Source organism: Runella sp. R5_40 (genome assembly GCF_057652295.1).
On the sequence record NZ_JBYFCH010000008.1, the window covers coordinates 159226 to 185728 of the forward strand.

The 26503-nt window shown below is 46.6% G+C and carries 24 protein-coding genes; 7 read left to right on the forward strand and 17 right to left on the reverse strand.

Going from position 1 to position 26503, the window contains the following annotated elements; translation table 11 throughout:
- Positions 1 to 5 precede the first annotated feature (5 nt).
- Genes AC23N5_RS16360 through AC23N5_RS16370 form a run of 3 tightly spaced genes read left to right on the forward strand, consistent with a single transcriptional unit; the run spans position 6 to position 2900 of the window.
- Complete coding sequence (locus AC23N5_RS16360) at positions 6 to 1613, forward strand: tail fiber domain-containing protein (RefSeq protein WP_487756400.1); 1608 nt, start codon at positions 6 to 8, stop codon at positions 1611 to 1613.
- Between the two features lie 12 nt (positions 1614 to 1625).
- A complete protein-coding gene (locus AC23N5_RS16365; protein ID WP_487756401.1) occupies positions 1626 to 2558 on the forward strand; it encodes a hypothetical protein in 933 nt (310 codons plus the stop codon).
- A 3-nt stretch (positions 2559 to 2561) separates the two neighbouring features.
- Positions 2562 to 2900, forward strand: coding sequence for a LytR/AlgR family response regulator transcription factor (locus AC23N5_RS16370; protein ID WP_487756402.1), 339 nt, complete (start codon positions 2562 to 2564; stop codon positions 2898 to 2900).
- A gap of 65 nt (positions 2901 to 2965) precedes the next feature.
- Here AC23N5_RS16370 and AC23N5_RS16375 read toward each other — a convergent pair whose 3' ends face one another.
- The 7 genes from AC23N5_RS16375 to AC23N5_RS16405 form a co-directional block, all read right to left on the reverse strand.
- Positions 2966 to 4213, reverse strand: coding sequence for a sulfate adenylyltransferase subunit 1 (locus AC23N5_RS16375; protein ID WP_487756403.1), 1248 nt, complete (start codon positions 4211 to 4213; stop codon positions 2966 to 2968).
- Positions 4214 to 4314: 101 nt separating this feature from the next.
- Positions 4315 to 5247, reverse strand: a complete 933-nt coding sequence (cysD, locus tag AC23N5_RS16380; RefSeq protein ID WP_487756404.1) for a sulfate adenylyltransferase subunit CysD — start codon at positions 5245 to 5247, stop codon at positions 4315 to 4317.
- A gap of 52 nt (positions 5248 to 5299) precedes the next feature.
- The gene (locus AC23N5_RS16385) at positions 5300 to 6013 is read right to left on the reverse strand and encodes a phosphoadenylyl-sulfate reductase (RefSeq protein ID WP_487756405.1); all 714 of its coding nucleotides are present in this window, start codon (positions 6011 to 6013) and stop codon (positions 5300 to 5302) included.
- 8 nt (positions 6014 to 6021) lie between these two features.
- Positions 6022 to 7212 carry a trans-sulfuration enzyme family protein gene (locus AC23N5_RS16390; protein ID WP_487756406.1) on the reverse strand — a complete coding sequence of 397 codons (1191 nt, stop codon included), beginning with the start codon at positions 7210 to 7212 and terminating at the stop codon, positions 6022 to 6024.
- Between the two features lie 39 nt (positions 7213 to 7251).
- The gene (locus AC23N5_RS16395; RefSeq protein WP_183974925.1) at positions 7252 to 8160 is read right to left on the reverse strand and encodes a sulfite exporter TauE/SafE family protein; all 909 of its coding nucleotides are present in this window, start codon (positions 8158 to 8160) and stop codon (positions 7252 to 7254) included.
- Positions 8160 to 8864, reverse strand: coding sequence for a DUF2490 domain-containing protein (locus AC23N5_RS16400; protein WP_487756407.1), 705 nt, complete (start codon positions 8862 to 8864; stop codon positions 8160 to 8162). Before AC23N5_RS16400 ends, AC23N5_RS16395 begins: the two co-directional genes overlap by 1 nt.
- Positions 8865 to 9019: 155 nt before the next feature.
- Positions 9020 to 10201 carry an acyltransferase family protein gene (locus tag AC23N5_RS16405; protein WP_487756408.1) on the reverse strand — a complete coding sequence of 394 codons (1182 nt, stop codon included), beginning with the start codon at positions 10199 to 10201 and terminating at the stop codon, positions 9020 to 9022.
- A gap of 133 nt (positions 10202 to 10334) precedes the next feature.
- Between AC23N5_RS16405 and AC23N5_RS16410 the strand changes: the two genes are divergently transcribed.
- Positions 10335 to 11408 carry an MBL fold metallo-hydrolase gene (locus AC23N5_RS16410; RefSeq protein ID WP_487756409.1) on the forward strand — a complete coding sequence of 358 codons (1074 nt, stop codon included), beginning with the start codon at positions 10335 to 10337 and terminating at the stop codon, positions 11406 to 11408.
- 144 nt (positions 11409 to 11552) lie between these two features.
- Here the strand turns inward: AC23N5_RS16410 and AC23N5_RS16415 are convergent, their stop codons facing one another.
- The 5 genes from AC23N5_RS16415 to AC23N5_RS16435 all read right to left on the reverse strand — a co-directional run bounded on the left by AC23N5_RS16415 (position 11553) and on the right by AC23N5_RS16435 (position 20019).
- Positions 11553 to 13370: a glycosyltransferase family protein gene (locus AC23N5_RS16415; protein WP_487756410.1), complete on the reverse strand. Its 1818-nt coding sequence runs from the start codon at positions 13368 to 13370 to the stop codon at positions 11553 to 11555.
- 386 nt (positions 13371 to 13756) lie between these two features.
- On the reverse strand, positions 13757 to 14452 hold the full coding sequence (locus AC23N5_RS16420) for a response regulator transcription factor (RefSeq protein ID WP_183974915.1): 696 nt from the start codon (positions 14450 to 14452) through the stop codon (positions 13757 to 13759).
- A gap of 3 nt (positions 14453 to 14455) precedes the next feature.
- Positions 14456 to 16294, reverse strand: coding sequence for a sensor histidine kinase (locus AC23N5_RS16425; protein WP_487756411.1), 1839 nt, complete (start codon positions 16292 to 16294; stop codon positions 14456 to 14458).
- Positions 16295 to 16324: 30 nt separating this feature from the next.
- Positions 16325 to 17065, reverse strand: coding sequence for a GLPGLI family protein (locus AC23N5_RS16430; protein ID WP_487756412.1), 741 nt, complete (start codon positions 17063 to 17065; stop codon positions 16325 to 16327).
- A gap of 158 nt (positions 17066 to 17223) precedes the next feature.
- A complete protein-coding gene (locus AC23N5_RS16435) occupies positions 17224 to 20019 on the reverse strand; it encodes an outer membrane beta-barrel protein (protein WP_487756413.1) in 2796 nt (931 codons plus the stop codon).
- A gap of 266 nt (positions 20020 to 20285) precedes the next feature.
- Here AC23N5_RS16435 and AC23N5_RS16440 point away from each other — a divergent pair, with 266 nt between their 5' ends.
- Together AC23N5_RS16440 and AC23N5_RS16445 are read left to right on the forward strand one after the other, a co-directional pair.
- Positions 20286 to 21110, forward strand: a complete 825-nt coding sequence (locus AC23N5_RS16440; protein ID WP_487756414.1) for an aminotransferase class IV — start codon at positions 20286 to 20288, stop codon at positions 21108 to 21110.
- Between the two features lie 83 nt (positions 21111 to 21193).
- Positions 21194 to 21604: a DUF6326 family protein gene (locus tag AC23N5_RS16445; protein ID WP_487756415.1), complete on the forward strand. Its 411-nt coding sequence runs from the start codon at positions 21194 to 21196 to the stop codon at positions 21602 to 21604.
- On the opposite strand, the gene AC23N5_RS16450 is transcribed toward AC23N5_RS16445, so the two are convergent.
- Together AC23N5_RS16450 and AC23N5_RS16455 are read right to left on the reverse strand one after the other, a co-directional pair.
- Positions 21576 to 22154 carry a Crp/Fnr family transcriptional regulator gene (locus tag AC23N5_RS16450; RefSeq protein WP_487756416.1) on the reverse strand — a complete coding sequence of 193 codons (579 nt, stop codon included), beginning with the start codon at positions 22152 to 22154 and terminating at the stop codon, positions 21576 to 21578. The two genes, AC23N5_RS16445 and AC23N5_RS16450, sit on opposite strands and share 29 nt — an antisense overlap.
- Positions 22155 to 22196: 42 nt before the next feature.
- Positions 22197 to 22772, reverse strand: a complete 576-nt coding sequence (locus AC23N5_RS16455; protein ID WP_487756417.1) for a Crp/Fnr family transcriptional regulator — start codon at positions 22770 to 22772, stop codon at positions 22197 to 22199.
- Between the two features lie 171 nt (positions 22773 to 22943).
- On the opposite strand from AC23N5_RS16455, the gene AC23N5_RS16460 reads away from it, so the two are divergent.
- Positions 22944 to 23444 (forward strand): cupin domain-containing protein, encoded by a 501-nt coding sequence (locus tag AC23N5_RS16460; RefSeq protein ID WP_487756418.1) that lies wholly within the window; start codon positions 22944 to 22946, stop codon positions 23442 to 23444.
- On the opposite strand, the gene AC23N5_RS16465 is transcribed toward AC23N5_RS16460, so the two are convergent.
- The 3 genes from AC23N5_RS16465 to AC23N5_RS16475 are packed head-to-tail and all read right to left on the reverse strand — an operon-like array spanning position 23441 to position 26492.
- Positions 23441 to 24115, reverse strand: coding sequence for an ABC transporter ATP-binding protein (locus tag AC23N5_RS16465; protein ID WP_183974895.1), 675 nt, complete (start codon positions 24113 to 24115; stop codon positions 23441 to 23443). The two genes, AC23N5_RS16460 and AC23N5_RS16465, sit on opposite strands and share 4 nt — an antisense overlap.
- 23 nt (positions 24116 to 24138) lie before the next feature.
- Positions 24139 to 25395, reverse strand: a complete 1257-nt coding sequence (locus tag AC23N5_RS16470) for an ABC transporter permease (RefSeq protein WP_487756419.1) — start codon at positions 25393 to 25395, stop codon at positions 24139 to 24141.
- The gene (locus tag AC23N5_RS16475; RefSeq protein ID WP_487756420.1) at positions 25392 to 26492 is read right to left on the reverse strand and encodes an efflux RND transporter periplasmic adaptor subunit; all 1101 of its coding nucleotides are present in this window, start codon (positions 26490 to 26492) and stop codon (positions 25392 to 25394) included. The genes AC23N5_RS16470 and AC23N5_RS16475 overlap by 4 nt, the downstream gene beginning before the upstream one ends.
- Positions 26493 to 26503 lie beyond the last annotated feature (11 nt).

A 26503-nucleotide genomic window follows, 5' to 3' on the forward strand; every position in this document is an offset into this window, starting at 1 on the left:
TTGAAATGAGTTTTGTTTTTCTGTCTTTTTGGAAAAACAAAACGGCTTTTATTTCTCCCTTTATGAAAACATCGTTTACACTTCTTGTGATGGCATGGGTTATTGTGGTAAGTAACGGGTTGGCCTACGCCCAAAGTACCGAACTCCGCCCAGGGGTGATTTTGCCACAGATGACCACCGCCCAACGCACTGTGTTATCGGCCACCAACGGAATGTTGGTTTTTGACACCAACACCCAAAGTTATTGGCTGCGAAGCAATAACACTTGGACAGAACTCCCCAAAACAGCCGCCAACACCAACTTCTGGGAGCAATCGGGCGCGGCAGGCAATGAAATAAGAAATACCAACTCGGGTGGGTTTTGGTCAGCAAATCCGACAGCAGTAACCACCACATCAAATCCTGCTACTACTCCCGTAAGTGGGGCAGGAACACGCCTGATGTGGATACCTTCACGGTCGGCTTTTCGGGTAGGTACAGTAGCTGGAACAGAATGGGATGCTGATAACATAGGTAGTCATTCTATCGCTATGGGGTATGGCACAACTGCCAGCGGAAACTATTCAGTGTCCATGGGACTCAATACTACTGCCAGTGGAGTTTATTCAACGGCTATGGGAGTAGATACAAGAGCCAGTGGAGGCGTTTCAACAGCTATGGGAACGACTACAAGAGCCAATGGAAACTATTCAACGACTATGGGGGGGAGCACTATAGCCAGTGGTGACTTTTCCACCGCTATGGGATTGCTTAACGTTGACGACCCCAATGGCTTATTGATGTTGGGTAATGGCATGATTAATCAAAGAAAAACAATTTTGGTTGTCAGAAATGACAACAGCATGGGATTGGGAGATTTTGGGGCTGCTACCAATACGTTGGCTACTTTACACGTCAATACGTATAAAAATGTCACTACGGGTCGTGTTACGGTGTTGTATCCTACCATTGCTACGCCCTCCAACTTTCCTACCTCGACGGCAGAGCTTTCTATTTATGCCGCTCAGGGGATTTTTTCGGCAACCTACATTGGTTCAGCCCAAAATGTGGTGCTGTCGGATGCCCGCATCAAAGAAGTAGAAGGTACCTCAGACAATGCCCAAGATTTAGCGACCTTGCGTCGGTTGCGCATCACGAATTATCGCATGAAAGACCGCTACGTATGGGGCGACCGTGCGTTTAAAAAAGTGATTGCGCAGCAAGTAGAGGAAGTATATCCGCAGGCGGTACGTCGTCAAACTTCGTTTATTCCTGATATTTATCAAGCAGCACCGTTGGAAAATGGTTTTGTGAAACTTGCGGGTCACACGCTCAAAGCAGGCGAGCGGGTAAAGTTGATGGTGGATAACCGCGAAGAAATAACGGAAGTACTGGAAACCAACGAAACAGGATTTAGAATTGGGGGTTCGGTACCATCCACGATTGTATTTATCTATGGCCGTGAGGTGTCCGATTTTCGCACGGTGGACTACGAAGCCCTCTCGATGCTGGGAATCAGCGCGATACAGCAATTGGCCAAAGAAAACGAAATACTCAAAAGCCGCCTCAGCCGCTTAGAAGCGCTTGTTGAAAACTTGGCTACTGCCGATGCCACTACTAAAACGGGTAAATAATCCACCACTCACATGAAAAACTATTCTTCCATTTTTACGCTCGCTTTCTGGGGTTGGTGCGTGGCACTTACTTCGGCCGTTGGACAAGTAACCACTTTGCCAAATTCTATCGGAATTGGCCCAAGTACCAACCCCGCCATTCCGCTGCACATCAACAAATCGGGCGAAGCTATGCGCATTGACGGGGCTTCTAATCCTTTTGCGGCCTATTACAACAATGGCCTTTTGAAAGGGTACGTACAAACCACCCCGACCACGCTTACCATAGGGACGTCTAATACTACCTCCGACTTGGAATTTCGCACCAATACCCTTTCGCGGATGCTTATCAGCGGCAGTACTGGCGACATTACGATGAGTAGCAGGCTCAATGCAGGTTCGGGACTTCGCCTCACGGGGCCGTTGGTGGTGTCGGGGTCGTCGGGAGCGGTAGGCCAAGTGTTGATGACGTTAGGAAATACCTCGCCGATGTGGGTTGATGTTGTTCAAAACCCTCAAGTGGGCTTTGAAGCTACCTATGCGTCGTCGATTACCCTTGCTCATAATACAGAAAACGTACTTTCAGGTTTTACCGAAAACTGGGACGACGGGTCTATGTTGAATCCTTTGGCGGGCGAAATAACCATACCGTCCTCGGGACTGTATCGTTTTGAATGCAAACTGTCATTAGGTCGAGTGGGAAACAACCCAGCCATCGAACAAGGGAGACTCCGTTTTGCTCTCTATCAAAACGGGACACTCATTCGTCAAATGCACTTTGATTACAAAATCAACGGACTGGGATTGGCTGTGGCACATCAGAATTTTGTAGAGTCGGTAAAGTTGAGTCAAGGGGATAGAATAGTTTTTAGCATTGTACAAAGCAACGAAAGTAACACGCCAATCCTTTTGTACGTAAACGGTACGGGCGGAGATACTCAATTTAGGGGCTATAAAATATATTAAACCATGTCTCTTTTTCCACTCACCGACCGCACCCAATTGTTGCTGGAAGACATCCTGTACTTTGAGGGTGAAGGCAATTATACCTTTGTCTATTACCGAAATCGGCCTGCTGTGTTGCTTTCTAAAAGCATTGGTTTCTTAATGGAGCGCCTACCCGAAGGGATGTTTATACGCATCAGCCGCAAATACGCTATTCACAAAAATGCCGTCAGTAGCTTGCAATTCGAGCAAGGAGAACGAGAAGTAACGTTTTTTGAGAGTATCACTTTGACGGTTTCTCGGCGACGGTGGCGTGAGTTTAAAAAAACGGTGGGTACCAAACCCATTCGTCTCAGAAAATAGCCGTAAAAATGAAAAAGCCATTCTCTCCGTAGTGGAAAGAATGGCTTTGTATAAAATAGAACTTCTTACGCTTCTACCATGCAAGCCCCTACGGTTACGTTAGAGGTTTCGTCAATCAAAATGGCCGCACCGTTGGCGCGGTTGGTTTGATAGGCGTCGTAAGCGATAGGCTTGGCTGTGCGGAGAACAATCTTAGCGACATCGTTGAGTTTGAGGCTTTCGATGTCTTCCAATTGGTCGTAATTGCTAATATCCACGCGGTATTCGATGCCTTTGACCGAACAACGAACCCGAGTCGTACCGTGTTGAAGGGTGTATTTGTTGCCAACTTTTAGCTCTTTGCGGTCGTCCATCCAACAAATCGTTGCTTCTACGTCTTGACTAAGGACGGGGGAGTTACCTGTGCCACTGATTAAGTCTCCGCGGCTAATGTCAACGTCGGTTTCGAGTAATATTGTCGCTGATTGAGGCGCCGAAACTTCCTCTACTTCTTGACCATATACTTCAATTTTAGCGATTTTCGACGTTTGTTCAGACGGGAAAACGGTAATGGTATCGCCTTTGCGAAATACGCCACTCTGTACACGTCCTGCATAGCCACGGTAATCGTGTAGTTCCTCGGTTTGAGGGCGAATCACGTATTGTACCGAGAAACGAGCGTCGTTGAGGTTCAAGTCGTGCTGCACATCTACATTTTCCAAGAAATGAAGCATGGTTTCGCCCGTGTACCAAGGCATGGCCTCCGACTTATCCACAATGTTATCCCCTGCCAAGGCACTTACAGGGATGATTTTGAGGTCTTTGATGGCCAATTTGTCGGCGAGTTTTTGGTATTCTTGCGCAATTTGCAAGAACGTATCTTCCGAATACCCCACCAAGTCCATTTTATTGACGGCCACCACGATGTGCGGAATACCCAACATCGAAGCAATCAGCGAGTGGCGGCGCGTTTGTTCAACGACTCCTTGGCGGGCATCAATCAAAATAATGGCCAAGTCGGCATTGGAAGCACCCGTCACCATGTTGCGCGTGTACTGAATATGCCCTGGGGCATCAATGCTGATAAACTTACGGTTAGGCGTTTGGAAGTACTTGTAGGCCACGTCGATGGTAATGCCTTGCTCGCGTTCTGAGCGCAATCCGTCGGTCAACAGCGCAAGGTCGATTTCGCCATCTCCGCGTGTTTTGCTGGCTTTTTCGACGGCTTCCAGTTGGTCAGCCAAAATACTTTTTGTATCGTAAAGCAAGCGTCCGATGAGGGTACTTTTCCCGTCATCAACACTACCTGCGGTTATAAATCTTAGAATGTCCATTAGTTCAAATTTTTAATGTCGAGCATAAAGTGTCGAGTTCAGAGTGCACAGTGTCGAATAGTTTCGTTCATTCGTCATTCTACACTCAAAAATTCGACATTCTAAAAATATCCTCCCTTTTTGCGGTCTTCCATGGCCGCTTCGGTTTGCTGGTCATCGATACGCGTTTCGCCGCGTTCGCTGATGCGCGTCGCCTTGATTTCGGCCACTACTTGTTCAATGGTACTGGCTTCTGATTCAACGGCAGCCGTACAAGTCATGTCACCTACGGTACGGAAACGGACGGTTTTGGTAACAATCACGTCGGAATCGTCTTTGTAGATAAAATCGGCGTTGGCGAGCAAGTTTCCGTCGCGCAAAATCATTTCGCGTTGGTGCGAGAAATAGATGCTTGGTAGCGGAATTTTTTCGCGCTCAATGTACGCCCACACGTCCAATTCGGTCCAGTTAGAGATAGGGAAACAACGTACGTTTTCGCCTTTGCTAATTTTTCCGTTGAACAAATTCCAAAGTTCAGGACGTTGGCGTTTAGGATCCCACTGACCAAACTCATCGCGGAAGGAGAAAATGCGCTCTTTGGCGCGGGCTTTTTCTTCGTCGCGGCGAGCACCACCGATACAAGCGTCGAATTCAAATTCTTCGATGGTATCGAGCAACGTAAAGGTTTGAAGCCAGTTGCGGCTGGCGTTTTTACCCGTTGGTTCTTTTAAGCCTTTGGCTTTGATGGTATCTTCTACTTGGCGCACAATCAACTTCGCTCCCACTTCATTGGCCATCCAATCGCGGTATTGAGTTGCTTCGGGGAAGTTGTGGCCTGTATCGATATGAACCAATGGGAAAGGAATTTTGCCTGGTGCAAATGCCTTTTGGGCAAGGCGTACCAGTGTAATAGAATCTTTACCGCCCGAAAACAACAATGCTGGACGCTCAAATTGACCCGCTACTTCGCGCATGATGTAGATGGCTTCCGATTCGAGTTGGTCGAGGTAATCCTGACGTTGGGCTTCGGAGGATAAACTTTGAATATTTGACATGATGTATCGTGTCTGAATTGGATAATTTACGTTTAAATCGAAGAGCGTTTGGTTATCTGGCGTGCAACCCACACTCTTTTTTACTTTCGTCTTCCCACCACCAACGGCCAGCACGGAAGTCTTCTCCTTCGAGAATAGCACGGGTACAAGGAGCACAGCCAATGCTCACAAACCCTTTGTCGTGCAGCGGGTTATAGGGGACATTGTGGGCTTTTACGTATTGTTTTACTTCGTCAAAACTCCAAGCAAGCAAAGGGTTGTATTTGAATAACTCATGCCCTCCATCCCACTCGATGGCTTGCATTCCTGTGCGGTTGTTTGACTGCTCGGCACGGATACCCGTTACCCACACTTTTACGCCTTTGAGGGCACGGTTGAGGGGTTCAACTTTACGAATAAAACAACACTCTTTGCGGTTTTCGACGGATTCGTAGAAGCTAAGTGGCCCTTTTTCAGTGAGTAATTTCTCAACACCTGCGCTCTGAGGAAAAAATACCTCTAGTTTGGTGTCGTAGCGATTATTGGTTTTTTGCAGGGTCGTGTAGCTTTCTGGAAACATCCGCCCCGTATCAAGGGTAAAAATGCGAATGTCGATGCCGTTGGCCAAAATCATGTCGGTGATGACTTGGTCTTCGTAGCCCAAGCTACTTGAAAACGCCACTTGTCCAGGAAAAAGCTCCGACAAAAGGCGAAGAGCTTCGACTTCCGTTTTGCCTTCAATTTGGTATAGCAACGATTCGGTACTATGTGTTTCGGTGGGTGTCATGGTAATAACTATATTTTTTCAGCCAGTACTTCTGCACTTACTACTGCTGCTTGTGAAAAGTCTTCAATTAAATCTTCTATCGACTCCAACCCCACAGAAATACGAATCAACCCTTCCGTAATTCCCAAGGCTGCTTTTTCGTCGGGTTTCAATTTAGAGTGAGTGGTCGTAAATGGATTGGTAATGATGGTACGGGTGTCTCCTAAGTTTGACGACAAGGTCGGAATTTGGAGTGCTTTCATAAAGGCGCTTACTCGTTCAAAACCACCTTCCAGTTCTATCGTTACAATGGCGCCGCCTGCGTTCATTTGCGCTTTGGCAAGCTCATATTGGGCATGACTTGGCAAAAACGGATAGTTGACCTTTTTTACTTCTGGTAATGCTTCTAGTGCCTGGGCCAATTGCAATGCGTTTTGGCTGTGTTTTTCCATACGCAATTCCAACGTTTCGAGGCTTTTGCTCAATGTCCACGCATTAAACGGCGACATCGACGGCCCCGTGTGGCGGCAGAAGAAACGAATAGGAGCGATGTATTCGGCTTTACCAACCACTACCCCGCCCAATACACGACCTTGTCCGTCCATGAATTTGGTAGCAGAGTGAACCACTAAATCGGCACCAAAATCAATCGGTGTTTGGATGATAGGAGTCGCAAAACAGTTGTCAACGTTGAATATCAACTTGTGTTTTTTGCACAAACGGCCAATCATTGCTAAATCCACCAATTCCAACCCAGGGTTGGAAGGGGTTTCTAGGTAAACCATGCGGCTGTTTGGCTGTACGGCGGCTTCCCACTGTTCTTCGGTAGCATCGGCGTCCAAATAGGTATAGGTAATGCCCCATTTGGCAAAAATTTGGGTAATAATTTGGTGCGCTGACCCAAACAAGGCGCGACAGGCAATAATATGATCGCCAGACTTTAGGATACCCGCCATACTCGCAAAAACGGCTGCCATACCCGTAGCAGTGGCAAGGCCGTCTTCCGCTCCTTCGAGCATACACACTTTGTCCACAAATTCTTGAACGCTAGGATTAGAGAAGCGGCTGTAAATATTGCCTTCTTCTGTTTCGTCAAACAATGCCTTGCCTTGCTCTGCCGACTCAAATGAGAAACTTGAGGTAAGAAAAAGGGGCGTTGAATGTTCGCGGTACTGCGTTTTTTTCGTTTGCGTACGAATCGCTTTCGTCTGACGTTTCATGATTTTCTTTAAAATTAGGTCGCAAAATTACACATTATACTACAATATAGCTTTTAAAACTACGCGCAAGCCCAAGAAAATGACCAAACAACCTACGATGACCATCAACGGTTTACGATTGACTTTGTTGACCAAATAGGCCCCAAAAGGCGCAGCTAAAACCCCTCCTAACACTAAACCTAACACCACTTGCCAGCTGTTGATTCCTTCGAAGAGCAAGAAAGTAATGCCACTTGCGAAGGCAACCGCAAATTCGGCCGCATTGACCGAGCCAATGGTGTAGCGAGGGTCACGTCCGCGACCGATAAGTGTAGAGGTAACGATAGGCCCCCACCCGCCGCCGCCAACGGCGTCCATAAATCCACCAAAAAGTGCCAATACTCCCAAACGCTTGGTTGGTTTTTTAACGGTGGTTTTTTTCAACCCTTTGCTGACGATGATACAGCCAAGCACGACCATGTAGGCGGAGATATACGGCTTAATGACGTTTCCGTCGATGACGTCTGATAATAAATAAGCACCTGTTATTGAGCCGATTACGCCAGGAATCAAAAGCGTACGAAAGAGCTTTTTATTGATGTTTTTAAACTTAAAATGTGAAATGGCTGACGCACCCGTGGTAAACATTTCTGATAAGTGAACACTGGTACTGCTCACGGCAGGAGGTACGCCCAAAGTAAGCAAGAAGGAAGTAGCGCTCGCGCCGTAACCCATGCCTAGTGCTCCATCTACGAGCTGGGCGAAAATCCCTACGAGAAGAAAAAAAGCAAAGTCAGAATTAAATCCCTCCTTAAAATTCTCGATGGAAAAGTCAGACCCGTGTTTGATGAGAAGATACCCAAAGGTGAGGGTCAGCAAGGTCACAGGAATTCCAATCCACATCCACTTTTCGGTGTCGAATTGGGGCTTTTTGGCTGAAATAGGGGCCGTTTTTGTGGCTGGGTTCATTAGGATTTTATGTTAATTCGGTGGTATATCGTAAGTCTTGTAATATTTCGATCAAAGAACTGATACCCACTACTGCGCTGCTGGTACCAGTGTAAATAGCCTAGTTCGATGGCTAGCTTTTTTCCAAGGTTTTGTTCAAGTCCGAGGTAAATTCGGTTTTGGTCAAATGGGTTGAGGGTAATGTTCTTTCCTGCATTGACCATCAATTCGTTGGCTATTTTAAGATAGGTAGTATGCTCGGTACTTTGCTTCGACAATAACACAATGGCTTGCGCCCGTAGTCGTATCCTAAAATTGAAATCGTAGCCTTCTAACAATTGCTTTCCGTTATTTCTATGAATAAACCGCTCGTCAACTCTTAGTCGCTGGGCCAATACCAGCCGTTTTCCAAAGGGCATTGTTAGGTTTATTTCCTGAAAAGGCCGAAGCTCAGGGACAACCAAATGCACTGTTGCGTCAGGACTTTGGGGACTTTGCCGCGAATACGTAAAACCCGCTGCAATGTCAACGTTAGGTAAAACTTTATAATGAAGATGACTGTGTATAATCAAGTGATGTTGGGTGTTGGCCTGTAAAAACCGACGATTGTCGATTTCGTTGTGCCAAGTCCATCTTGGATGAAAATTCAACTGATTATAGTAGCGCGTCCAGTACAAAGTTTGACGAGTTACTTCTTTTTGTTGTGCTATCGTTTTATAAACCACAGCTTGAAGGATTATAAAAACAATAATCCTAATTACAGATATGGTATATAATCTATATAGACTTTTTTGCATAAATTAAATGCCGCCCTTTCGGAACGGCATGACAAAAGTAGGTGCTCTATTTGAATAGTCCAAAAATGGGCGTGAAAATCTGATTAAATTCTTACAAAAATCCGATTTTTATACATCCAGTACAAAATTGACCACTCTACAAAAAGAATAAGCCCGCCACGTACAAGTGATTCGTAGGTCGTTCCAAAGGCTTGGTCGTAGGTTTTTGAGATATGAATTTGAATAGAGTGATGAATAAACTCTACGATGGTGTGGGAGATTACGTAGGCCGCAATGGAGTTCATACCAATCACAATCAACCAAAAGAAAGCCTTTCGATACCCCTGAATATCGACCAGCCAAAAGAAAGCGGCCAATAAAATAAAGCACCAGCCACCACTGAACAGTACCCAGGTGGGTGTCCAGATGCGTTTTACATTGGGGCAAATGCCTAACCAGTTGAAAGTTAAAGCAATGATTAGTAAACTGACGCCCATGGCCACAAATTTTAGGGCTTTTTCTTTAGGGGCGGTATCGTCTTTGAGCCATTGTCCTGCCAAGAGCCCTAGCGTCATCGTACCGAGGGTGGGGATAAAACTTAGCGTAGAATACCCTCCACCGTTACGAATAAAGGGTTTTTCACGCGGGAAAAGGTTCATAAACCATTGGTCAAATGCCCATGCAGCATTGGTATTTTTGTTCCAATGAGCCGCCAATCCTTTCAAATTGTGTTCCCAGTCAGGAGTAACACCCACGGCGGCGTAGTCAAAATTAGCATCGGGTAACGGATACAGGAAAAAAAAGAGCCAATAGCCTACTAAAATAGTAGCCAATGCAGTCAGCTGGGTACGAACCGACTTGAAGCCAAACCAAAACAAAAATGGGTAACCCATCCCGATTTGAGAAAGGGTATCTTCAAAGGTAAAGTTGGTTTGCTCGCGGTGCATGGAGCGCAAAAACACACCTAAGAAAATGAGAATAAGCGACCGCTGAAGCGTATGGCCAAACATATCGCGGAAGACTTGCCCTTTGGCCACCCGACTTGCGACGGAGTAGGGCAACGCCACGCCCACCAAAAATGAAAACGAGGGCTGGATTAGGTCGTGCAACGAACAGCCTACCCACTCAACGTGGTCTTGGTTAAAGGCTAAAAAAGCCCAAAAGGAGCTTTCGGGAAGGGCTTTGGAAATGTGGCCAAATTCGAGGACTTCGGCCATCATCAGAAACATCACAAAGCCACGGTACGCGTCAACAGAAGAAATGCGGTTAGGTATAGTTTGTGCCATGAGAGAGAAAAGGGTTTGGTGCAAAAAGGTAATGCAAAGAGTTTTATAACCTTGGCGAACTATGAACTTATCAAGGGTGTTTTTGATACTACTAATTCTTTGTGCTTTGATACCTTTTCTTCGGTCAAAAAAAATGCTAGTTACCTTGGTGGTTGTAGCTTCCTTGGGGAGCGTATTTTATTTTTTTATGTACGAAAAATTTGACTGGAAGGTCGAAGGCTTTCGTTCAAATCCAAACTTGAAAACCATTCGAGCTGATTGGAAAGGGAACCCTGTCAATCCGCAAGGGCGCTTTTTGAATGATCCCGTTACGCCTCTACCCGCTTTTGGCGAATTGTGGCGTTGGCAAACGGAAACAAACCCACAAAAGCAAGAAAAGAAAACCGAGACATTTCGCCTGAACGTTACCAAAAATTCGGACTTTCTACACTCAAACGAAGATTGTGTGGTATGGCTAGGGCACGCGACGTTTTTTATCCGACTCAACGGGGTCACTTTTTTGACCGACCCCGTGCTCGATAGTCCTTCGTTTTTGATGAAACGTTTTAGTGAACTTCCCGTAACTATTTCAGACCTCAAAAATTTGGATTACATCATCGTCTCGCACGACCACCGCGACCACTGCGACGAACAAAGCCTAAAAGCGCTGGCTCCTCAAAACCCCAATGCGGTTTATTTGACGGGTTTGGGGGTAGAAACGGTCTTTGGAGATTGGGTAAAAAGTACAAAAATTCAGTCGGCGGGTTGGTTTCAGGCGTACCAAACCGATACCACAAAAATTGAAGTTATTTATTTGCCTGCTCGTCACTGGGGGCGGCGCTATCTCAACGACACCAATAAAAACCTGTGGGGTTCATACTTGATTCGGGCCAATGGAAAAAGTGTGTATTTTGGGTCAGATTCGGGCTACGGGGCGCATTACCAGGAGTTAGGTCAACTATTGGGCGGCGTGGACGTGGCGTTGCTGGGCGTAGGTGCGTACAAACCCGAATGGTTTATGTCAGCCAGCCACATGGGGCCGAAAGATGCCGTCAAGTCAGCCCATGAACTCAATGCAAAACGCTTTATTCCGATGCACTACGGAACGTTTGATTTATCGGATGAACCACTGGGTGATCCTTATCGGGCATTGCAAGAATTACAGAAAAAGCCCGAAAATCAGGGGTTTATTCAATTAGCAGGCGTAGGAGAAGTGGTGAGGCTGTGATGAAAAATTACGAATGACGAATTAGGGAATGACGAATTATCTAATAACAACAGCGGCGAAGGACTTCCTTCGCCGCTGTTGCTTTTAAGTGCCCAGGTCGTGGTGGTCACGGTTAACAAATAACAGTTAACAATTAACTGTGCTCTAGCTAACTCTTGTTTTGTGCGCTCTTTTGGCGGCCAAATCGTGGGCGGTGTCGTAGTACGAACGGAGGTTGTTCCAATCGAATACTTCGGCAATGTTTTCCACTTTATTCCGCTGTTGAATACGTTCGCGGAGGTTCATTTTCACAAATTTGAACAAAATGTTGGCGAGCTGATCTGCGGCTTGGTCAAAATCCTGTGTATTGCGGTTGATGACATAAATACCACGGTTTTCAAAATCGCGCATGATTTGCATGATAAAGTCCCCAAAACCAGACAAATCGCTCGTTACGGTCGGAATCCCGCGCACTACGCACTCAAGCGGCGTATAGCCCCACGGTTCGTAGTAACTTGGGAAAATACCTAAGTGACATCCACGCACAAACTGCCCATAATCTAACCCAAAGAGAGGATTGGTAGATGCAATAAAGTCGGGGTGATAGACAATCTTCACGCGGTCTTGCTCGTGGTTTTTAAGTCCCGAACGCTCGCAGAATTCGGTGATAGAATCGGGCGTTTTTAAGTCGTGCGTCACGTACGGCGGAAGGCGTTTTGTTTTCCACGTCTGAATTGTACGACGCAAACGCAAGCGCCAGTATTCGTCCACAAACTGGTTTAAATCAGGCAAATTGTGGTCGCTCGATGCGGCCGAAGCCATGTACAATTTCTCGCCTAATTGTTTTTCGATGGCGCTACACGTATCCTGAATTTCCCCTAGAACGGCTCGTGATTGGAGTACATCAGGATTAATAGAATGATATGGCTGTTTGGTTACGATAAACATCACCACCGTCATGTCCATTTTGGCTTGTACCATTTTCCAGTTGAGGCGCGCTAGGGCTTCAAGGGTAATGTCGTAGCCTTTGTTGACAAACTCATACCGCCCCGACGTGAAGAAGTAGAGCGTTTTATCAAGATTGAAGGAATAGCTTTGGAAGAAATGCCCCATCACGAAATCGTGGATATTCTCCTTGTATTTCATGTGAAGGTTTTGGAACTCGTGGACAGCCGCAAATCGCTGAATATTAAGGCCATTGGGGAGAACAAGGTCAGGCGTTTTTCCCAGAAATACCTCGCACTCACGGGCTGTTACGTCGCTGACCGTCGTGCTGACGTGGGCATTCAAGTACGCCAATCGCTCAACCGTCGCTTGCGCTTCAATACCGTAATGCCGAGCTTCGTGTTTCCAGTCGAAATAAGGAAGTTTGTGGTAAAAATCACGCTCATTGGAAGCGATATAACGCCCTAGCATGGTGGCGTGGGTAGTAAACACCGTCGCGACCCGCACGTCGTCGCGGCGCAAATCAGGCAAGCCCGAGCTCGCCATCCACTCGTGGAAGTGGGCGGTAATATCAAATTTTCGAGCGTAATCTTGGGCGTAGTACGTTAAGAACTTCCGCACCATTTCGCCAAAGCAAAGGGTTTGGTTGACGAGGTCTTCAACATTGACCGTCGAGATTTGATGGCGCTCCCACAAGCCGTATTTAATGGCATCTAAGCGCGGCATCATGCTACGAATATCAAACAAAACCACACGAGGTTTGCCCGTAATGAGCCAATATCCATACTCTACCGCCAAGCCTTCTTCGCGCATTTTTTGAACAACTTGGTAAAGGCCCGAGCCGTCGTCCGAAGTGATGGGTTCGTATTCGGTGAGTGCGCGCTGGGGAAAATAAGGGCCAAGGCACACATATTCGTCGCCCCATTGGTCAACCATGGCAGGGACCTTGCTTCTAATCACTGTATAAATCCCTCCCACTTGGTTGCAAACTTCCCAAGCGACTTCAAAAAGGAGGTTTTTTTTTGGTTTTTTTTCCACGGTTAAGTACGGGTTAATGTACAATTCAAAGTAAAAAATGAACTATTTCAAGATAGTGTTTTGCAATAATAATGGATATTTAGCCTTCCACCAAAAAATGAATCTCCTAAGTAGCTTTACGAAAATTAAACACTATTTGGCAGAAATAGACCTGCCTCAGCGCGTCTAACTATTGTCCTACAAATACCCTGATTTTTGGGTGTAATGGCTTGAAATAACCCAAAAACAGGTTTTTTGAAAAAGAGTATTTAGAGTTTCACTAACAATTGTGGCGAGTTTGCTACTTCCAAAAAAGCAGTTTCTCCTCCAACAATACTAAAGAAAAAAAGAATAAAAAACTACGAAGGCATTGAAGGATGGTAATAATTTGTTGACAAATCGTGTGGTTAAGCTTTGAAAAGATAACCAACTCCTTTGAGGGTAATGATTTCGAGGGTGGCGTCGTCGCGGAAGTAGTCACGGAGGCGGGTGATATAGACGTCGAGGTTGCGCGAATTAAAGAAGGAATCGTCGCCCCAAACGCGCAAAAGAATATCGCGACGCTGTACGGTGAAGTTAAGATTTTCGGTCAAAATAGAAAGCAGCTCGGTTTCGCGGTGGGAGAGCTTCCGAACGTTTCCTGCTTGATGAAGTTCGTAGCGGTGAGGTAAAAATTGGTACTGACCGAGCGCGATGGCTTGGTTGGGGGAAATGGCGGCGGTTGTCGCGGTTTTTTGTTGGGTAAGGTGCAACAAATTCTGAATCCGAACAATGAGTTCTTCCATGCTAAAGGGTTTTCGGATAAAATCATTGCCGCCTACTTGAAAGCCCTTCAAAACGTCTTCAGTTTGGGTTTTGGCCGTCAAAAAAATGATGGGCATGTCGGGTTGTAACTGTCGGATGTCTTGGGCCAATGCGTATCCGTCGCGATACGGAAGCATGATGTCAAGCACACAAACGACGGGCTGAAAGGACTTAAATTGGGCAATAACCTCTCTTCCATCGGCAACCATACAGACCTCAAACCCGCGACTTTCGAGGCTTTCTTTGACAATTTTTCCTAAAAATGGTTCGTCTTCGACGTAGAGAATTTTGGTTGACATGGTTTACGCTTTGGGTATTGTAATGGTAAATGTACTGCCTTTTCCCGCTTCGCTTTCCACGGAAATCGTTCCCTGATGCTGCTGTACCACCGAAGCGACGTAGTTGAGTCCCAAGCCGTAGCCTTTGACGTTGTGGGTGTCGCCCGTGGGTACGCGGAAAAATTTATCGAAAACGCGCGTTTGGTATTCGGTAGGAATGCCAATGCCCTGATCGCGGACGGTGAGGGTAAGCTGGGTCGGTGTTTCGGATAATTTCAAGGCAATCTCGGGCGTACTTTCGCTGTATTTCAGGGCGTTGTCTAACAAATTGTAAATAACGTTGGTCAAATGAACGCGGTCGGCTGTAAGTAAAAAATCGCTGCCTTGGGTCGTAAACTGCACGTTGGCCCGAAACTTCTCAAATTGAATCTTCATGGATTGCAGCACTTGCTCGACCAGTTGTGCGGTATCCAATTCCTCTTGGTTTAGCTGCAAACCTTGTTGCTCAAAGGTGGCCATTTTTAGTACTTTATCCACCAAAAGCGTCAACCGACTAAGCTCATTTTTAGAAATTTCGAGGTATTCTTGGGTCAGTTTTGGGTTTTGAGCGGCTCCAAAATTTTGCAATGCTTCGATGGCGACACTCACCGTGGCAATGGGCGTTTTCAGCTCGTGGGTCATGTTGCTGATAAAATCATTTTTCAGCTCGGTCAATCGGCGTTGCTGCTGTAAGTTTCGGTAAATAGCTCCAAAAGCCAAGCCCGTGATGGCCAACAGAAGGAACGAAAATAGACTTTGTGGGATGATTTTTTTTAACAAATATCCCTGATAATCAGCAAAAACGGCGCGATAGGTGCTTCCCATCGGCAGGGCTGTTTTTACGGCCGACGTAGCGAGGGAGGCCAGCGAGTCGGACGTGGTGGTGGTATCGGTTGTTTTTTTACGAATGACCTTAAACGGCAAAGGAAGGCGCGCTTGCCGAATTTGACGGCCATAGACTTTCTTGATGTCTTTGAGTTGGAGAGAATCGTCGTCGAGGCGAATGACGAACTGCTTTTCTGAGGTAGCGGTACTTTTTACCGTAGAGAGCCCCAGCTCTTGCTCCTTGCTTTCAGTGTCTGTTTTACGAATGGAGATTTTGATATTACCGATTTGTTTAAAATCAGATGGCTGACGAATACTATCTTTGGGAACATTGAGCCGAATAAACGCCCTCGCAACTTTTCCCACCATATCTTGTAGGGTATCTGTTTTGGGCAAAGAACGCACAAACATAATATCCGACTTCCCTGCCGCAGAAGTATCTTGAATAGTCATGGTCGTAATCGTAATATTTCCAACCTGATTAACTCGAATGGCACGTATGTCCTTCGGTTTGGTATTCATCAACACTTCGTGGAACTTATCTTTTGTAAAAATACTGCTGTCTTTTAGTTGAGGAGCGTTAAAGTGGGAGGTGTAACGGTAAGCAGAAGCGTTCGTATCTTTAGGCGCTTTGTTAGATTTAATGATAGTATAAGCAGGAAGAATCGGCGATGTAATGTCTTCTAGTGTAGGCGAGTATCTTATGATTGCCTTGGGAGTAGCCTTTTTTTTGAAAGTGGTTTTTGGAGTTAGGGTTTTGATAGAGTCAATGGGCGCAGAAATTTTACGCTGAATGACCGAATCTTCCATCGTTTGAATGGTGGTTCGGAAGAGAATATCGGTTTCTTTTTGTAGGATACTTTTTTGTTCTTGGTATTCTTTACGCAGCCAAAATACCAGAAAGGCCGCTAGTAATAGCATACTAGCGACCATAAGCAGCCCTCCTGTACGGGTAGCATATGCCCCCGACGATAACGTATTTTGCGTTTTTTTGCTCATTTTTCTCCCCTTTTATCGGGTTGGGAATTTTTAATTCCGAATAATCCGAAAACCTCCTCCCGAAGCGCCCATTTCTTTCATGTACTCGTCGCGCTTCTTAGTAAACTCGGCATTGGTGATTTTCTTGCCTCCCGATGGTGCTTTCAAATCGTTGCCCGTGAGGCTTTTGAAATCAATTTTGGTGGTTAGATAGACCATGTCACCGTCGTTGACATCGACTTCCAAAATTAAGCCAGGAAGTCCACCAAAACCAGCGGGGCCGCTTGGAACGGGTATCGCTTCCGTAAACCACGCCACAATCGGTTGATTGTTGACTTTGTTCACCATCGTGGCTTTCATGCAGTCGTAGTTCTGAATTTTCTTGGTTTCGCCTGTCAATTTCCACGGCATTCGTTTGAGGGTATCTTCTACCAAAAACTTTTGTCCTGCTAATTCACGAATTTCGATGTTTTTTTGCAAATCATAATTGCGATAGGTCTCATTTTGAGGAACCCGAACCACCATCCGAACAGTCGCGCCGTTACCATCGGTACTTTCCGACTCTTCATTGGCTGGTTGTTCGGCAGCTTTGTAGAGCGATTCGCTGCCTTTAAAACTAAGCTGCATTTTGTTGGTACGAAACTCAGGAATCATGGCTTTCATCGACTCGTCTTGGAGGCGTTTGTGCATGTTGATTTTTTGGTCGTAAGACACCATTCCTTCGTTTTGCTGGGCCACGACGGTCACCAAAGGACTCACCGCCAAAAGAAATACTAAGAGTTGTTTTTTCATTGGGTTTAATGTTAATTATTGGTTTGAAATTCAAGTTTTAATATCGAATTCGGGATGTGAGCATCCCTCAGCACGGATACGACGCTTAGAAAACTCGGGATGTGAGCATCCCTCAGCACGGAAATTCGACACTCTGCACTCAACATTCGACACTCCCTCTATCCTCGTTGAATCACGCGAATGCCACCCGAAGGCGCGCCGCCTAGCAGGTTTTTGAGGCTGTAGGTGAAACTGAGCAAGTAGTAGCGCCCGAGCGAACGAATACGCTCGTCTTGAACGAAGTTCGCTTGCGCCATTCGGTTGATGCTCACGTTGCGATTGAGCATATCTACGACTGAGAATTTGAGTTCTCCCCGTTTGTTTTTCAAGAAAAACTGCGAGATAGAAGCGTTCCAAATGGGTACTTTTTGGTTGAACGACGAACCCGCAAAGTTGTAAATGCTGTAGTCGAGCGATGAGCTTAGGTTGAGCGACTTGGTGAGTTTAAAGTTCCCCTCTACGTCGTAGCGCTGGTTGACAAACGATTGATTTAACGCACTGTTGAGCGAATAGGCCGTTTGATTGTACGTGACACTTCCGCTGCTCGAAATGTCAAAAAACTCTTTAAAGCGGTAGTCCAAACGGAGGGTGTTGCGGCTTTCGAGGCGGCGCGTGCGATTATCGACATCGTTGACGGGAGTGATGCCACGATTGAGGAGCAAATTGCTACTAAAATTCACCCGCGTGTTGAGCGCCTTAATGCGGAAGCCTTTTGATAAGTTGGCGTTGAAGGTATAGTCATCTTTGACGTTGACGGGGCGGTAGGTTCGCACCAAGTTTGCGTCAATTTGCTGGGCGTTGGTAATGCGGTTGGCGGTGTAGGTGAAATTGGCAAACGCAAAGAAGTTGCTAAAGTTCAACTGGTTGAAATTGAAAAAGTTGAGGTTCATTCGATGATTGTATTCGGGACGTAAGTTGGGATTGCCCAAGACAATGTTGAGCGGGTCGCTGTTGTCAACAATCGGTGAAAGTTGCTGAATACTCGGTTCACGTACGTCGGCATCGTAGGTAAGGCTGAGGTTACGGCTAGTTGAGAAATTATATTGGTAACGGAGGTTTGGCAAAAGGTTCGTAAACGAGCGTTTGATTTGGGTATTTTGTAAAATCAATTCCCCGTCTAAGGTCGATTGCTGCACGCTTAACCCCGTCGAAAAGTTGTATTTTTTGCCGTTGAAACGCAGGTTAAAACCACCTCGTTGATAGATAAAATCATTACGGAATTGATTGCTCAACAACGCATTGAAACGAGGCGAGCGGCCGTCGCCATTGACGTCAAAAACTTGGCGATTGACGTCGTTTTGGGTCAAATTGAGGGCATAATTTAGTTCCAAAAAGCGACGTTTTCCCAAGGGCTCCGTGTAAGACGCCGTAAGGCCATAGCTTTGGCGGTCGTTGGTTTGGGTATTGGTTTGGCGCAGGGTATCCACGCGGTTTTTCGCTCCCGACGGCGCATAGAACGAATTGACGGCTTGCAGGTTGCCGTTTCGGTCGCTTTGCTCTATCCCGAGGGTGAAGTTGGTGGAAAGTGTACGTCCTTTTTTGGCAAACTTATGACGCCACAACAACTCTGAGTTCAAACGAAAGGTGTTTCCTTTGGAAAAAGACTGGCGCGTCCCCTCGTTTTCTAATGCTCCATTGGCGTTGGTCGTGCTGGCGCTGCTACCCGTGTTGGCACTGTTTTGGGCGTAGTTGGCGTTATTTGTCCATTTGAGGGAGTTAAGTGAGTCAATTTTATGGTCTATCGTCCAACTAGCGCGGTGGGTGTTGTTGGTCGTAGTTTGGGCGGTATTTTGTTTTGATACAAAACTACCCGTGGGAAGAAATGACTCTCGATTGGTCTCTCTGTCAATGAGTTGGTCGAGTTGGTTGTAAAAATAACTGCTTTGGAGTTCCGTTTTTTTGCTGAGTTGGTCGTTGTAATTAACCCCTATCCCACCCGATTTGACAAAGCCGTTGTTACGACCGTTAAAATTGAGGGGAATGATGGCGTCATCGTCGGAGTTAAATTGTAGGCGTATTCCGCCACCAGCCATCATTCTTTGGGCGGCCCCCGTAAAATTCATGTAGTCGTCGATGGAAAAACCTTGCTGATTGATGTTGTTGGCCATTCCCAAAAATGAGAATTGACGTTTTTTACTAAATCGGTTGAGGTTGGCCTTCACCGAATAGCGGCTGTCGGGGCCTAAACCCGCCGTAGCCATCCCAAACATTCCTTTTTTCTTCTCTTCTTTGAGCGTCAGGTTAATGGTTTTTTCGCGTTGGCCGTCGTCGATGCCCGTAAACTGCGATTGGTCCGACTTACGGTCAAATACCTGCACCTTATCCACCGCGTCGGCGGGGAGGTTTTTGGTTGCCATTTTGGGGTCGCGTCCAAAAAACTCTTTGCCATCCACCATCACGCGGCGTACTTGCTGTCCTTGGGCTTTTACCGTTCCGTCGCGGTCCACTTCCACGCCTGGGAGGCGTTTGAGCAAATCTTCCACAACGGCGTTGGGTTGTACTTTAAACGACCCCGCATTGTATTCAATCGTATCTTGCTTGATTTTGACGGGGTCACGTTCTCCCTTGACAACCACCTCGTTGAGGTCTTTGGGAATGGGTAACATTTTAATAAAACCAAGGTCAATGACTTCGCTTTTTTGGGGGGCAATGTTTTGCTGAACGGGCTGTAAGCCAACGTACGTTATTTTGAGAAAATAGGCTTCATTGGTCAGGTTTTTAAACTCGAATGCTCCCGTACTTTGAGAGCGAGCAAAAGAAACCAACGACGTGTCTTTTCCGTCGAGGAGCATCACGGTGGCACCGTCCAATGGTCGGTTGGCTGAGTCGCGCAGGGCGCCTTTGATACTGATTTTTTGGGCAAAAGCAGCACTTGAAATCAGGACAAGTACTAAAGCATGTACATAGTTTTTCATATAAAATAGCTGCTCAAGTGTCGAGGGTTGCTCACAACCCGAGTACGCTAGTCGGTACCCAGGTTGTGAGCAACTCTCAGCACGGATTATAAAAAATAGCTGTTGGGTGAATGATAATTGAAAAAAATCATGGCTGTAAAGATTTTGATGGGACAAAACTAGGGCAGTGGGCGGAGGAAGTAGGTTAAAGGCCGTTGAAAGAATGTTAATTAAGGTTAAAGCCAAATTCCTATCTTTGTGAATCCTCATCTTATCCTCTCAAAACCATGCATTGTTACTTCAACGGCGCTATCATGCCTGTCGAGCAGGCTTCTGTCAACATCAACGATTTGGGACTGTTGCGCGGCTACGGCCTTTTTGATTATTTCCGTACCTACAACGGCGTTCCTTTTCAGTGGGACGGATACTGGGCGCGTTTTGTCCGCTCGGCTGAGGTATTGCACTTGCGCGTACCATTGACCCAAGCCCAAACGGCTGAAATTTTGACAGAACTCCATCGCTTATCGGGACAACCCGACGTTGCGTTTCGTTTTGTGCTAACGGGCGGGTATTCGCCTGATAGCGTGAGTGTTGTCGAGCCTAACTGGTTGATTATTGCCGAAAATTTACCCAAAGACAACCCCGAAGGCCGTGTGCGGGGCATCAAGGTACTTCCCTTTGAGTTTGTGCGTGATTTGCCCGAGCTTAAAAGCACCAATTACCTGCACATGATTCGCTTGGCGGCTGAGATGAAGTCACAAGGAGCGGCGGATTTGCTTTACTACAAAGACGGCGAAGTAAGTGAGTTGACGCGCAGTAACTTCTTTATTTTCAAAGGAGATACGTTGGTGACGGCCGATAAAAATATCCTGCACGGCATCACGCGCAAGGTGGTACTGGAGCTTGCTGAAAAAGAGTTTAAGGTAGAGATTCGCCCGATGTTGGTGTCAGAATTGGAAGAGGCCGACGAAGCCTTCACGACGAGTACGACCAAATGGGTCATGCCTGTGGTACAAATTGGGCGTCAGATAGTGGGCGACGGCAAACCTGGGCCACGTACGCTCAAACTACTAGCTCAGCTTGAAGCATTGGTCAACGGCTACGGGAAATAGTAGTCGCATTACGTTCTTAACCCAAGTCAATCATTTTCTTGTTGGTAGCTTCGACCTTTGTGGTTGAAAAAACGAACAAGAAAATGAACAAGAAAGACGTATTATCAACGATTTGGGTATTTGTTACCATCAATTACCTCTACTGTGACCTCATTGGCCTCATGGACGCCTCGCTTTTGAAGCAGTACTTGACGGGGCAGGTCGAAGGGATGGCCATTTCTAGGGAGTTTTTGTTGTATGCGGGTATTTTGATGGAAATTCCGATTTCGATGATTCTCTTGTCAAAAATCTTACCCGACAAAGCTAATGCTTGGGCAAACATCAGCGCGTCGTTGGTAAAAACCCTTGTCATGGTGGCGACACTATTTATGGGAACGCCTACGATTTATTACCTCTTTTTTGCGGTGATTGAGATTTCGACCACGATTTTTGTTTTTGTCTATGCCCTGCAATGGCTCAAAACGCTTAGGGTTTCTTCGCCAATCGCCGCCTAATTCTGCTCAACGACTCAGGCTTGACGCCGATGTAACTGGCAAGCTGGTATTGCGGAATGCGCTGGATAAGGCTAGGCCGTGTTTCGAGCAGGCGCAGGTAGCGTTGTTCGGGGGTATCGGTAAGGTAGGTAGTGACGGTCGCTTGAAATTCGGCGAAGGTATTTTCGACAATTTTTCGCGCAATAAATTCAAGACGAGGGTACAATTTAAACAACGATTGCGCGGCTGCATCGTTGCCAATGAGCAAGACACAAGTTTCGTCGCATACCCAATAATGAGGGAAAGGTTTGGGCGTGTTAAAACTACTGAGTGAAATAATCCATTGGCCTTCTGTGAAAAAAGCGGTCGTTTTTTCTTCGCCGTCCACGAGGCTATATTGGCGTACAAGTCCTTGAAATACAAAAAAAGTAGAAGTAGCCATTTGCCCTTCTTGGAGCAAAAACGTCCCTTTTTCAAACGTTTTGATGATTGCGCTGTCCGCAATGGCCGCGGCTTCTTCGGGCGAAAGAGGCGAAATCTTGGAAAAATACTCAACCAGTTGGTTTTTCATGATTTTATTGACGTTGTCATAACTTCCTTTTAGGCTCTCCTGCTACTTCTTCGCCAGCCGCCGCCTAATCCTACTCAACGATTCGGGGGTGATACCCAAATAACTCGCAATTTGATGCTGAGGAACGCGCTGGAGTAAGTCGGGCCGATTGGTTTGCAAGTTGAGGTACCGTTCTTCGGGCGAAGAGGTAATAAACGTCGCAAAGTCTTCTTGGGTTTTACCAAAACCTTGCTCCACCATCATTCGGGTGAGCGATTCTAGCTTTGGGAATTTTTGGTACATTTCCTTTTCCTCGCTTGGATTCCCCACAATCGCAGTCACGTCTTCAACGCACATAAAATAATGCCTCGATGGTTTTTGCTGAAGGTAACTGTCAAACGAGACAACCGCTTGATTTTCTGTGTAAAAGGACGTCGTTTTTTCAATGTCATCGTCGAGCAAATACTGCCTGACACATCCCTTGAGGATGAAAAAGCACTTGGAAGAAATTTCACCTTCCCGCAAAATGTGCGTGCCTTTGGGAAAGGTTTGAATGTCCAATAAAGCCACAATCGCCTCCATTTCTTGCCGAGGCAATGGCGCGTCTCCGAATAATTGCTGTAGAAGGTCGCTGTTCATTATTTTTCTTAGGTGTAAATTAAACTTTTTACCTCCCATTTCCCCCAAGTTAGACGCATTAAAAAAATAGCCTCGGAGAGGCGAATCCTTTGTAGAGAAAAGGCAAACCGCCAAAAGTATAGCGCGAATTTGGTAGTTTTATGCCAATTTTTCTAATACAAACCTACATCAATGAAACCAGCGAATTATTGGGTTGAAAAATACAACATGTTGTCGCATCCTGAAGGCGGATTTTTTGCTGAAACGTACCGTTCAGCGGAAGTGATTCCGCAAAGCGCGTTGCCTGCCCGTTTTGGGGGTGAGCGAAGTTTCAGTACAGGCATTTATTTTTTGCTCGAAAACCATCATTTTTCGACATTACACCGCATTCAGGCCGACGAAATGTGGCATTTTTACGCAGGAGGCCCGCTGGATGTGTACGTCATTTATCCCGACGGACGCTTGGAAATCATTCAATTAGGCAATAACCCCGACGCAGGCGAGGTGTTTCAGGCGGTAGTACCTGCAGGAACGTGGTTTGGCTCCAAACCCAAGGCCGAAAGTGCGTATTCGCTAGTAGGTTGCACAGTAGCGCCTGGTTTTGACTTTGCTGATTTTGAGTTGGGCGAACGGGCGCAATTGTTGGCGCTTTTTCCCCAACACCAAGACGTAATTCACTTACTGACGCATTAATGGCGAACGATGCGCCCGTCCGACATTTCGATGATGCGGTCACTGCCGTTGGCAAAGTCAGGGTCGTGGGTGACGGTAATGATGGTTTGTCCGTTTTCGTGAGAAATTTGGCGAAAAATGTCAAAAACCAGCCCCGAATTGGCTTTGTCGAGGTTGCCAGTCGGTTCGTCGCCCATGATGATGGCAGGGTCATTGATGAGCGCCCGCGCAATAGCCACCCGTTGCTGCTGCCCTCCCGAAAGTTTGGAAGACTGTTTGCGGGCGTGTTCGGTCATGTTGACAAGGCGTAGTTTTTCGTAAGCCCTTTCTTCAATCTCTTTGTTGGAATATTTTCCCAACTTCAACGCGGGAAGCATCACGTTTTGCAAAACCGTAAACTCGGGTAGCAAAAAGTGAAATTGAAAAACAAAGCCCAAATGTTCGTTGCGAAAAGCGGCCAGCGTGTCTTGGGGTAATCCCGTAAGGCGTTGGCCGTTTACTTCGAGCAATCCTTCGTAGTCAGTGTCCATGGTCGAAAGGATGTACAAAAGGGTGGACTTACCACAACCTGACTTGCCGATAATGGATAAAAATTCGCCTTTTTTTACCTCAAAATTCACGTCTTGCAACACCTGAAATTTTTCAGGCTCAAAGAAGTATTTGTTGATATGGGATGCACTGAGGACGTTCATAGTGGTAGGGGTTGAAGAACTTTTTAGCCTCGCAATATCGCCACGGGGTCGATTTTGGCGGCTTTACGCGAAGGAAAATAACCTGCTAAAATGGTGGTAATGACGCCAAACGCCAGCCCCATGAGGTAATACTGGGCCTCAAAAAGGACGGGAAAGGTTTTAAGGCTAATCATGTCGCCCGTCTCGAAAGGGGTAATCGACAGGGCATAACTGATACCAAAACCAATGAGTAGCCCTAAGACGCCACCTAAAATTCCGATGATAATGGCTTGGAGCAAAAACACGGCGACGACGTCTTTGCTTCCAAATCCTGTGGCTTTCAGAATCGCAATGTCTTTAAGTTTGTTGATAACGTTCATGTTCATGATGTTATAAATTCCAAACCCTGCCACTACGAGTAAGGTCATCGAAATCACAAAGGTCATTACGTTCCGAATCTTCTTTCCCGCCAAAATCGCTTGGTTGGCCGTGCCCCAGTCTTCGGTGTGGATGTCAAACTGTTTTTGGAGGGTTTGGGCAAAATCAAGGGCTAAAAGTGGGTCGGTCATTTTGATGTGAATGTCGGTGATGTAGCTGGCATCTTTTCCCAAAATCTCCTGCACGGTACTGATGCTGGTGTAGCAGCGGATGTTGTCAATTGTGCCAATCCCGAACCCAAAAATCCCCACTACCCGAAGGGTAAGGTTGCCGCCCGTTGGTGTCGTAACGCTGACCTTGTCGCCGACGTTGACGTTGAGTTTTTTGGCTAAATTGGCACCTACGACAATGCCCTTGGGATTGGTCAACAGCGCTTGAAAACTCCCCGATTTGATGCGGCTATCTAGGTTGTACAGGCGGTTTTCGCGCGGATAATCGATTCCTGCCATACTTCCTGAAATCTGAATGGGGCCGTTGTTGAAAAAAGCTTGTGAGCTTACCTCGGGCGAGACGCCTAGAACGCCTTTCATTTTTTCGATGAGTCGCACCATTTGTAGGCCATTTTTGATGCGGGGAAGTTGCTGCTTGGGTTTTTGGTGATAAACGACATTGACGCTGCTGTCGGAGGTGCGATTTTGGTCTAAAATGCTGGGTCGTTGGGTGTTGACTTCGTTGTAAATCCGAACGTGCGGGCTGGCGTCAAGCGCCGAATCTTCCAAAAACTGGTTGACGCCCTGCATGAAACTAATCATGACGATAAACATCGCAATCCCAAACGTCACGCCGAGCATGGCCACGAGGGTTTGGCGTTTTTTTGCCAAAAGGTGGGTTTTGGCTATTTGGAAAGAGAGTTTGAGGTTCATGGTTTTAGGAGAACGCTTTGGACGGTTAGGCCATTTTTAACTTCTACGAGTTCAAAATTCTCGGCACCTTTGGTGATTTTGATTTTTTGCTTGTCTTTGTCGGCACGTACCCACACGCTGTCTTGGCCCACTAAATAAGCTTTGGGAATCGTCAGGGCTTTCGGATTGTGCGAAATGACAATGTTGGCTTCGACCGTTAGGCCATAGTAGGCTTGCGGAACTTCGCCAATAAAATCGGCATCGACCCGAAACGATTGGTCCACCTTGTTAAGTTTGGGGTAAATTTTCGTGATTTGAGCTTTGAACACTTTGTCGCCGTAGGCATCCATTTTTACCACAATGGCCTGTCCAATGCGGAGTTTTGAAAAATCGGTTTCGTCCACCGCCAATTGAAGATAAACGTCTTGCGGGTTTCCCAACAAAGCTACGGCTTCTCCTCGGCGCACCAGTTCTCCCACTTTTTTATACACTTCATACACCCGAGCCGCTTCGATGCTCTTGATGCGGTAGTTGTCGCCTTCGCGGGCGTTGACCCGAAAATTGGAGCGGGAGTTTTGGAGGTCAACGTACAATTGATTTTTGGTACGCTGCCACGTTTTTTGGCGGGCCGCTACGTCGTTTTTGGACGTGCGATAGGCCAATTCTGCCCGTTCTACTTCGACTTTGGCCGTGGCGTTTTGGTCATAGAGGGCTTTGAACCGAAAATAATTGACCGAGTCGTTTTCCAGTTTGGTACGGGCATTGCGAAGGGCAACTTCCAACTCAGCCAACACGGGCGAGCTGTCCGAAAAATTGGCTTCAGATTGGCGGTAAATATTAGCAGCGGCTTCGGCGCGGGCGTCTTGCGACAGGCTTTCCAGCGAAAACAACAGTTGGCCGCCTTTTACCACATCGCCTTCCGTGACCAGTTGTTGTTGGAGGTAGCCGTCGGCATTGGCCACAACCTTGTATTCATTTTTGGGAAAAACGTTGCCCGAGGCATACACGGCTTCGGTGAGGTCTTTATAGACGGGAGAGGTGGTTTCGGATTTGGAAGAACAGGCCGCGATAAACAGCAAAAGGCTCAAAGCGACCGAAGAAAGGATATAGCGTTTCATGGTAAATTCGG

Coding starts and splice junctions, on each gene's coding strand:
- AC23N5_RS16435 (WP_487756413.1), bottom strand. CDS start 20,019: ATGAAAAACTATGTACATGCTTTAGTACTTGTCCTGATTTCAAGTGCT.
- AC23N5_RS16405 (WP_487756408.1), bottom strand. CDS start 10,201: ATGGCACAAACTATACCTAACCGCATTTCTTCTGTTGACGCGTACCGT.
- AC23N5_RS16410 (WP_487756409.1), top strand. CDS start 10,335: ATGCTAGTTACCTTGGTGGTTGTAGCTTCCTTGGGGAGCGTATTTTAT.
- AC23N5_RS16370 (WP_487756402.1), top strand. CDS start 2,562: ATGTCTCTTTTTCCACTCACCGACCGCACCCAATTGTTGCTGGAAGAC.
- AC23N5_RS16465 (WP_183974895.1), bottom strand. CDS start 24,115: ATGAACGTCCTCAGTGCATCCCATATCAACAAATACTTCTTTGAGCCT.
- AC23N5_RS16395 (WP_183974925.1), bottom strand. CDS start 8,160: ATGAACCCAGCCACAAAAACGGCCCCTATTTCAGCCAAAAAGCCCCAA.
- AC23N5_RS16365 (WP_487756401.1), top strand. CDS start 1,626: ATGAAAAACTATTCTTCCATTTTTACGCTCGCTTTCTGGGGTTGGTGC.
- AC23N5_RS16375 (WP_487756403.1), bottom strand. CDS start 4,213: ATGGACATTCTAAGATTTATAACCGCAGGTAGTGTTGATGACGGGAAA.
- AC23N5_RS16470 (WP_487756419.1), bottom strand. CDS start 25,395: ATGAACCTCAAACTCTCTTTCCAAATAGCCAAAACCCACCTTTTGGCA.
- cysD (WP_487756404.1), bottom strand. CDS start 5,247: ATGTCAAATATTCAAAGTTTATCCTCCGAAGCCCAACGTCAGGATTAC.
- AC23N5_RS16430 (WP_487756412.1), bottom strand. CDS start 17,065: ATGAAAAAACAACTCTTAGTATTTCTTTTGGCGGTGAGTCCTTTGGTG.
- AC23N5_RS16450 (WP_487756416.1), bottom strand. CDS start 22,154: ATGAAAAACCAACTGGTTGAGTATTTTTCCAAGATTTCGCCTCTTTCG.
- AC23N5_RS16440 (WP_487756414.1), top strand. CDS start 20,286: ATGCATTGTTACTTCAACGGCGCTATCATGCCTGTCGAGCAGGCTTCT.
- AC23N5_RS16390 (WP_487756406.1), bottom strand. CDS start 7,212: ATGAAACGTCAGACGAAAGCGATTCGTACGCAAACGAAAAAAACGCAG.
- AC23N5_RS16420 (WP_183974915.1), bottom strand. CDS start 14,452: ATGTCAACCAAAATTCTCTACGTCGAAGACGAACCATTTTTAGGAAAA.
- AC23N5_RS16360 (WP_487756400.1), top strand. CDS start 6: ATGAGTTTTGTTTTTCTGTCTTTTTGGAAAAACAAAACGGCTTTTATT.
- AC23N5_RS16385 (WP_487756405.1), bottom strand. CDS start 6,013: ATGACACCCACCGAAACACATAGTACCGAATCGTTGCTATACCAAATT.
- AC23N5_RS16460 (WP_487756418.1), top strand. CDS start 22,944: ATGAAACCAGCGAATTATTGGGTTGAAAAATACAACATGTTGTCGCAT.
- AC23N5_RS16475 (WP_487756420.1), bottom strand. CDS start 26,492: ATGAAACGCTATATCCTTTCTTCGGTCGCTTTGAGCCTTTTGCTGTTT.
- AC23N5_RS16445 (WP_487756415.1), top strand. CDS start 21,194: ATGAACAAGAAAGACGTATTATCAACGATTTGGGTATTTGTTACCATC.
- AC23N5_RS16425 (WP_487756411.1), bottom strand. CDS start 16,294: ATGAGCAAAAAAACGCAAAATACGTTATCGTCGGGGGCATATGCTACC.
- AC23N5_RS16455 (WP_487756417.1), bottom strand. CDS start 22,772: ATGAACAGCGACCTTCTACAGCAATTATTCGGAGACGCGCCATTGCCT.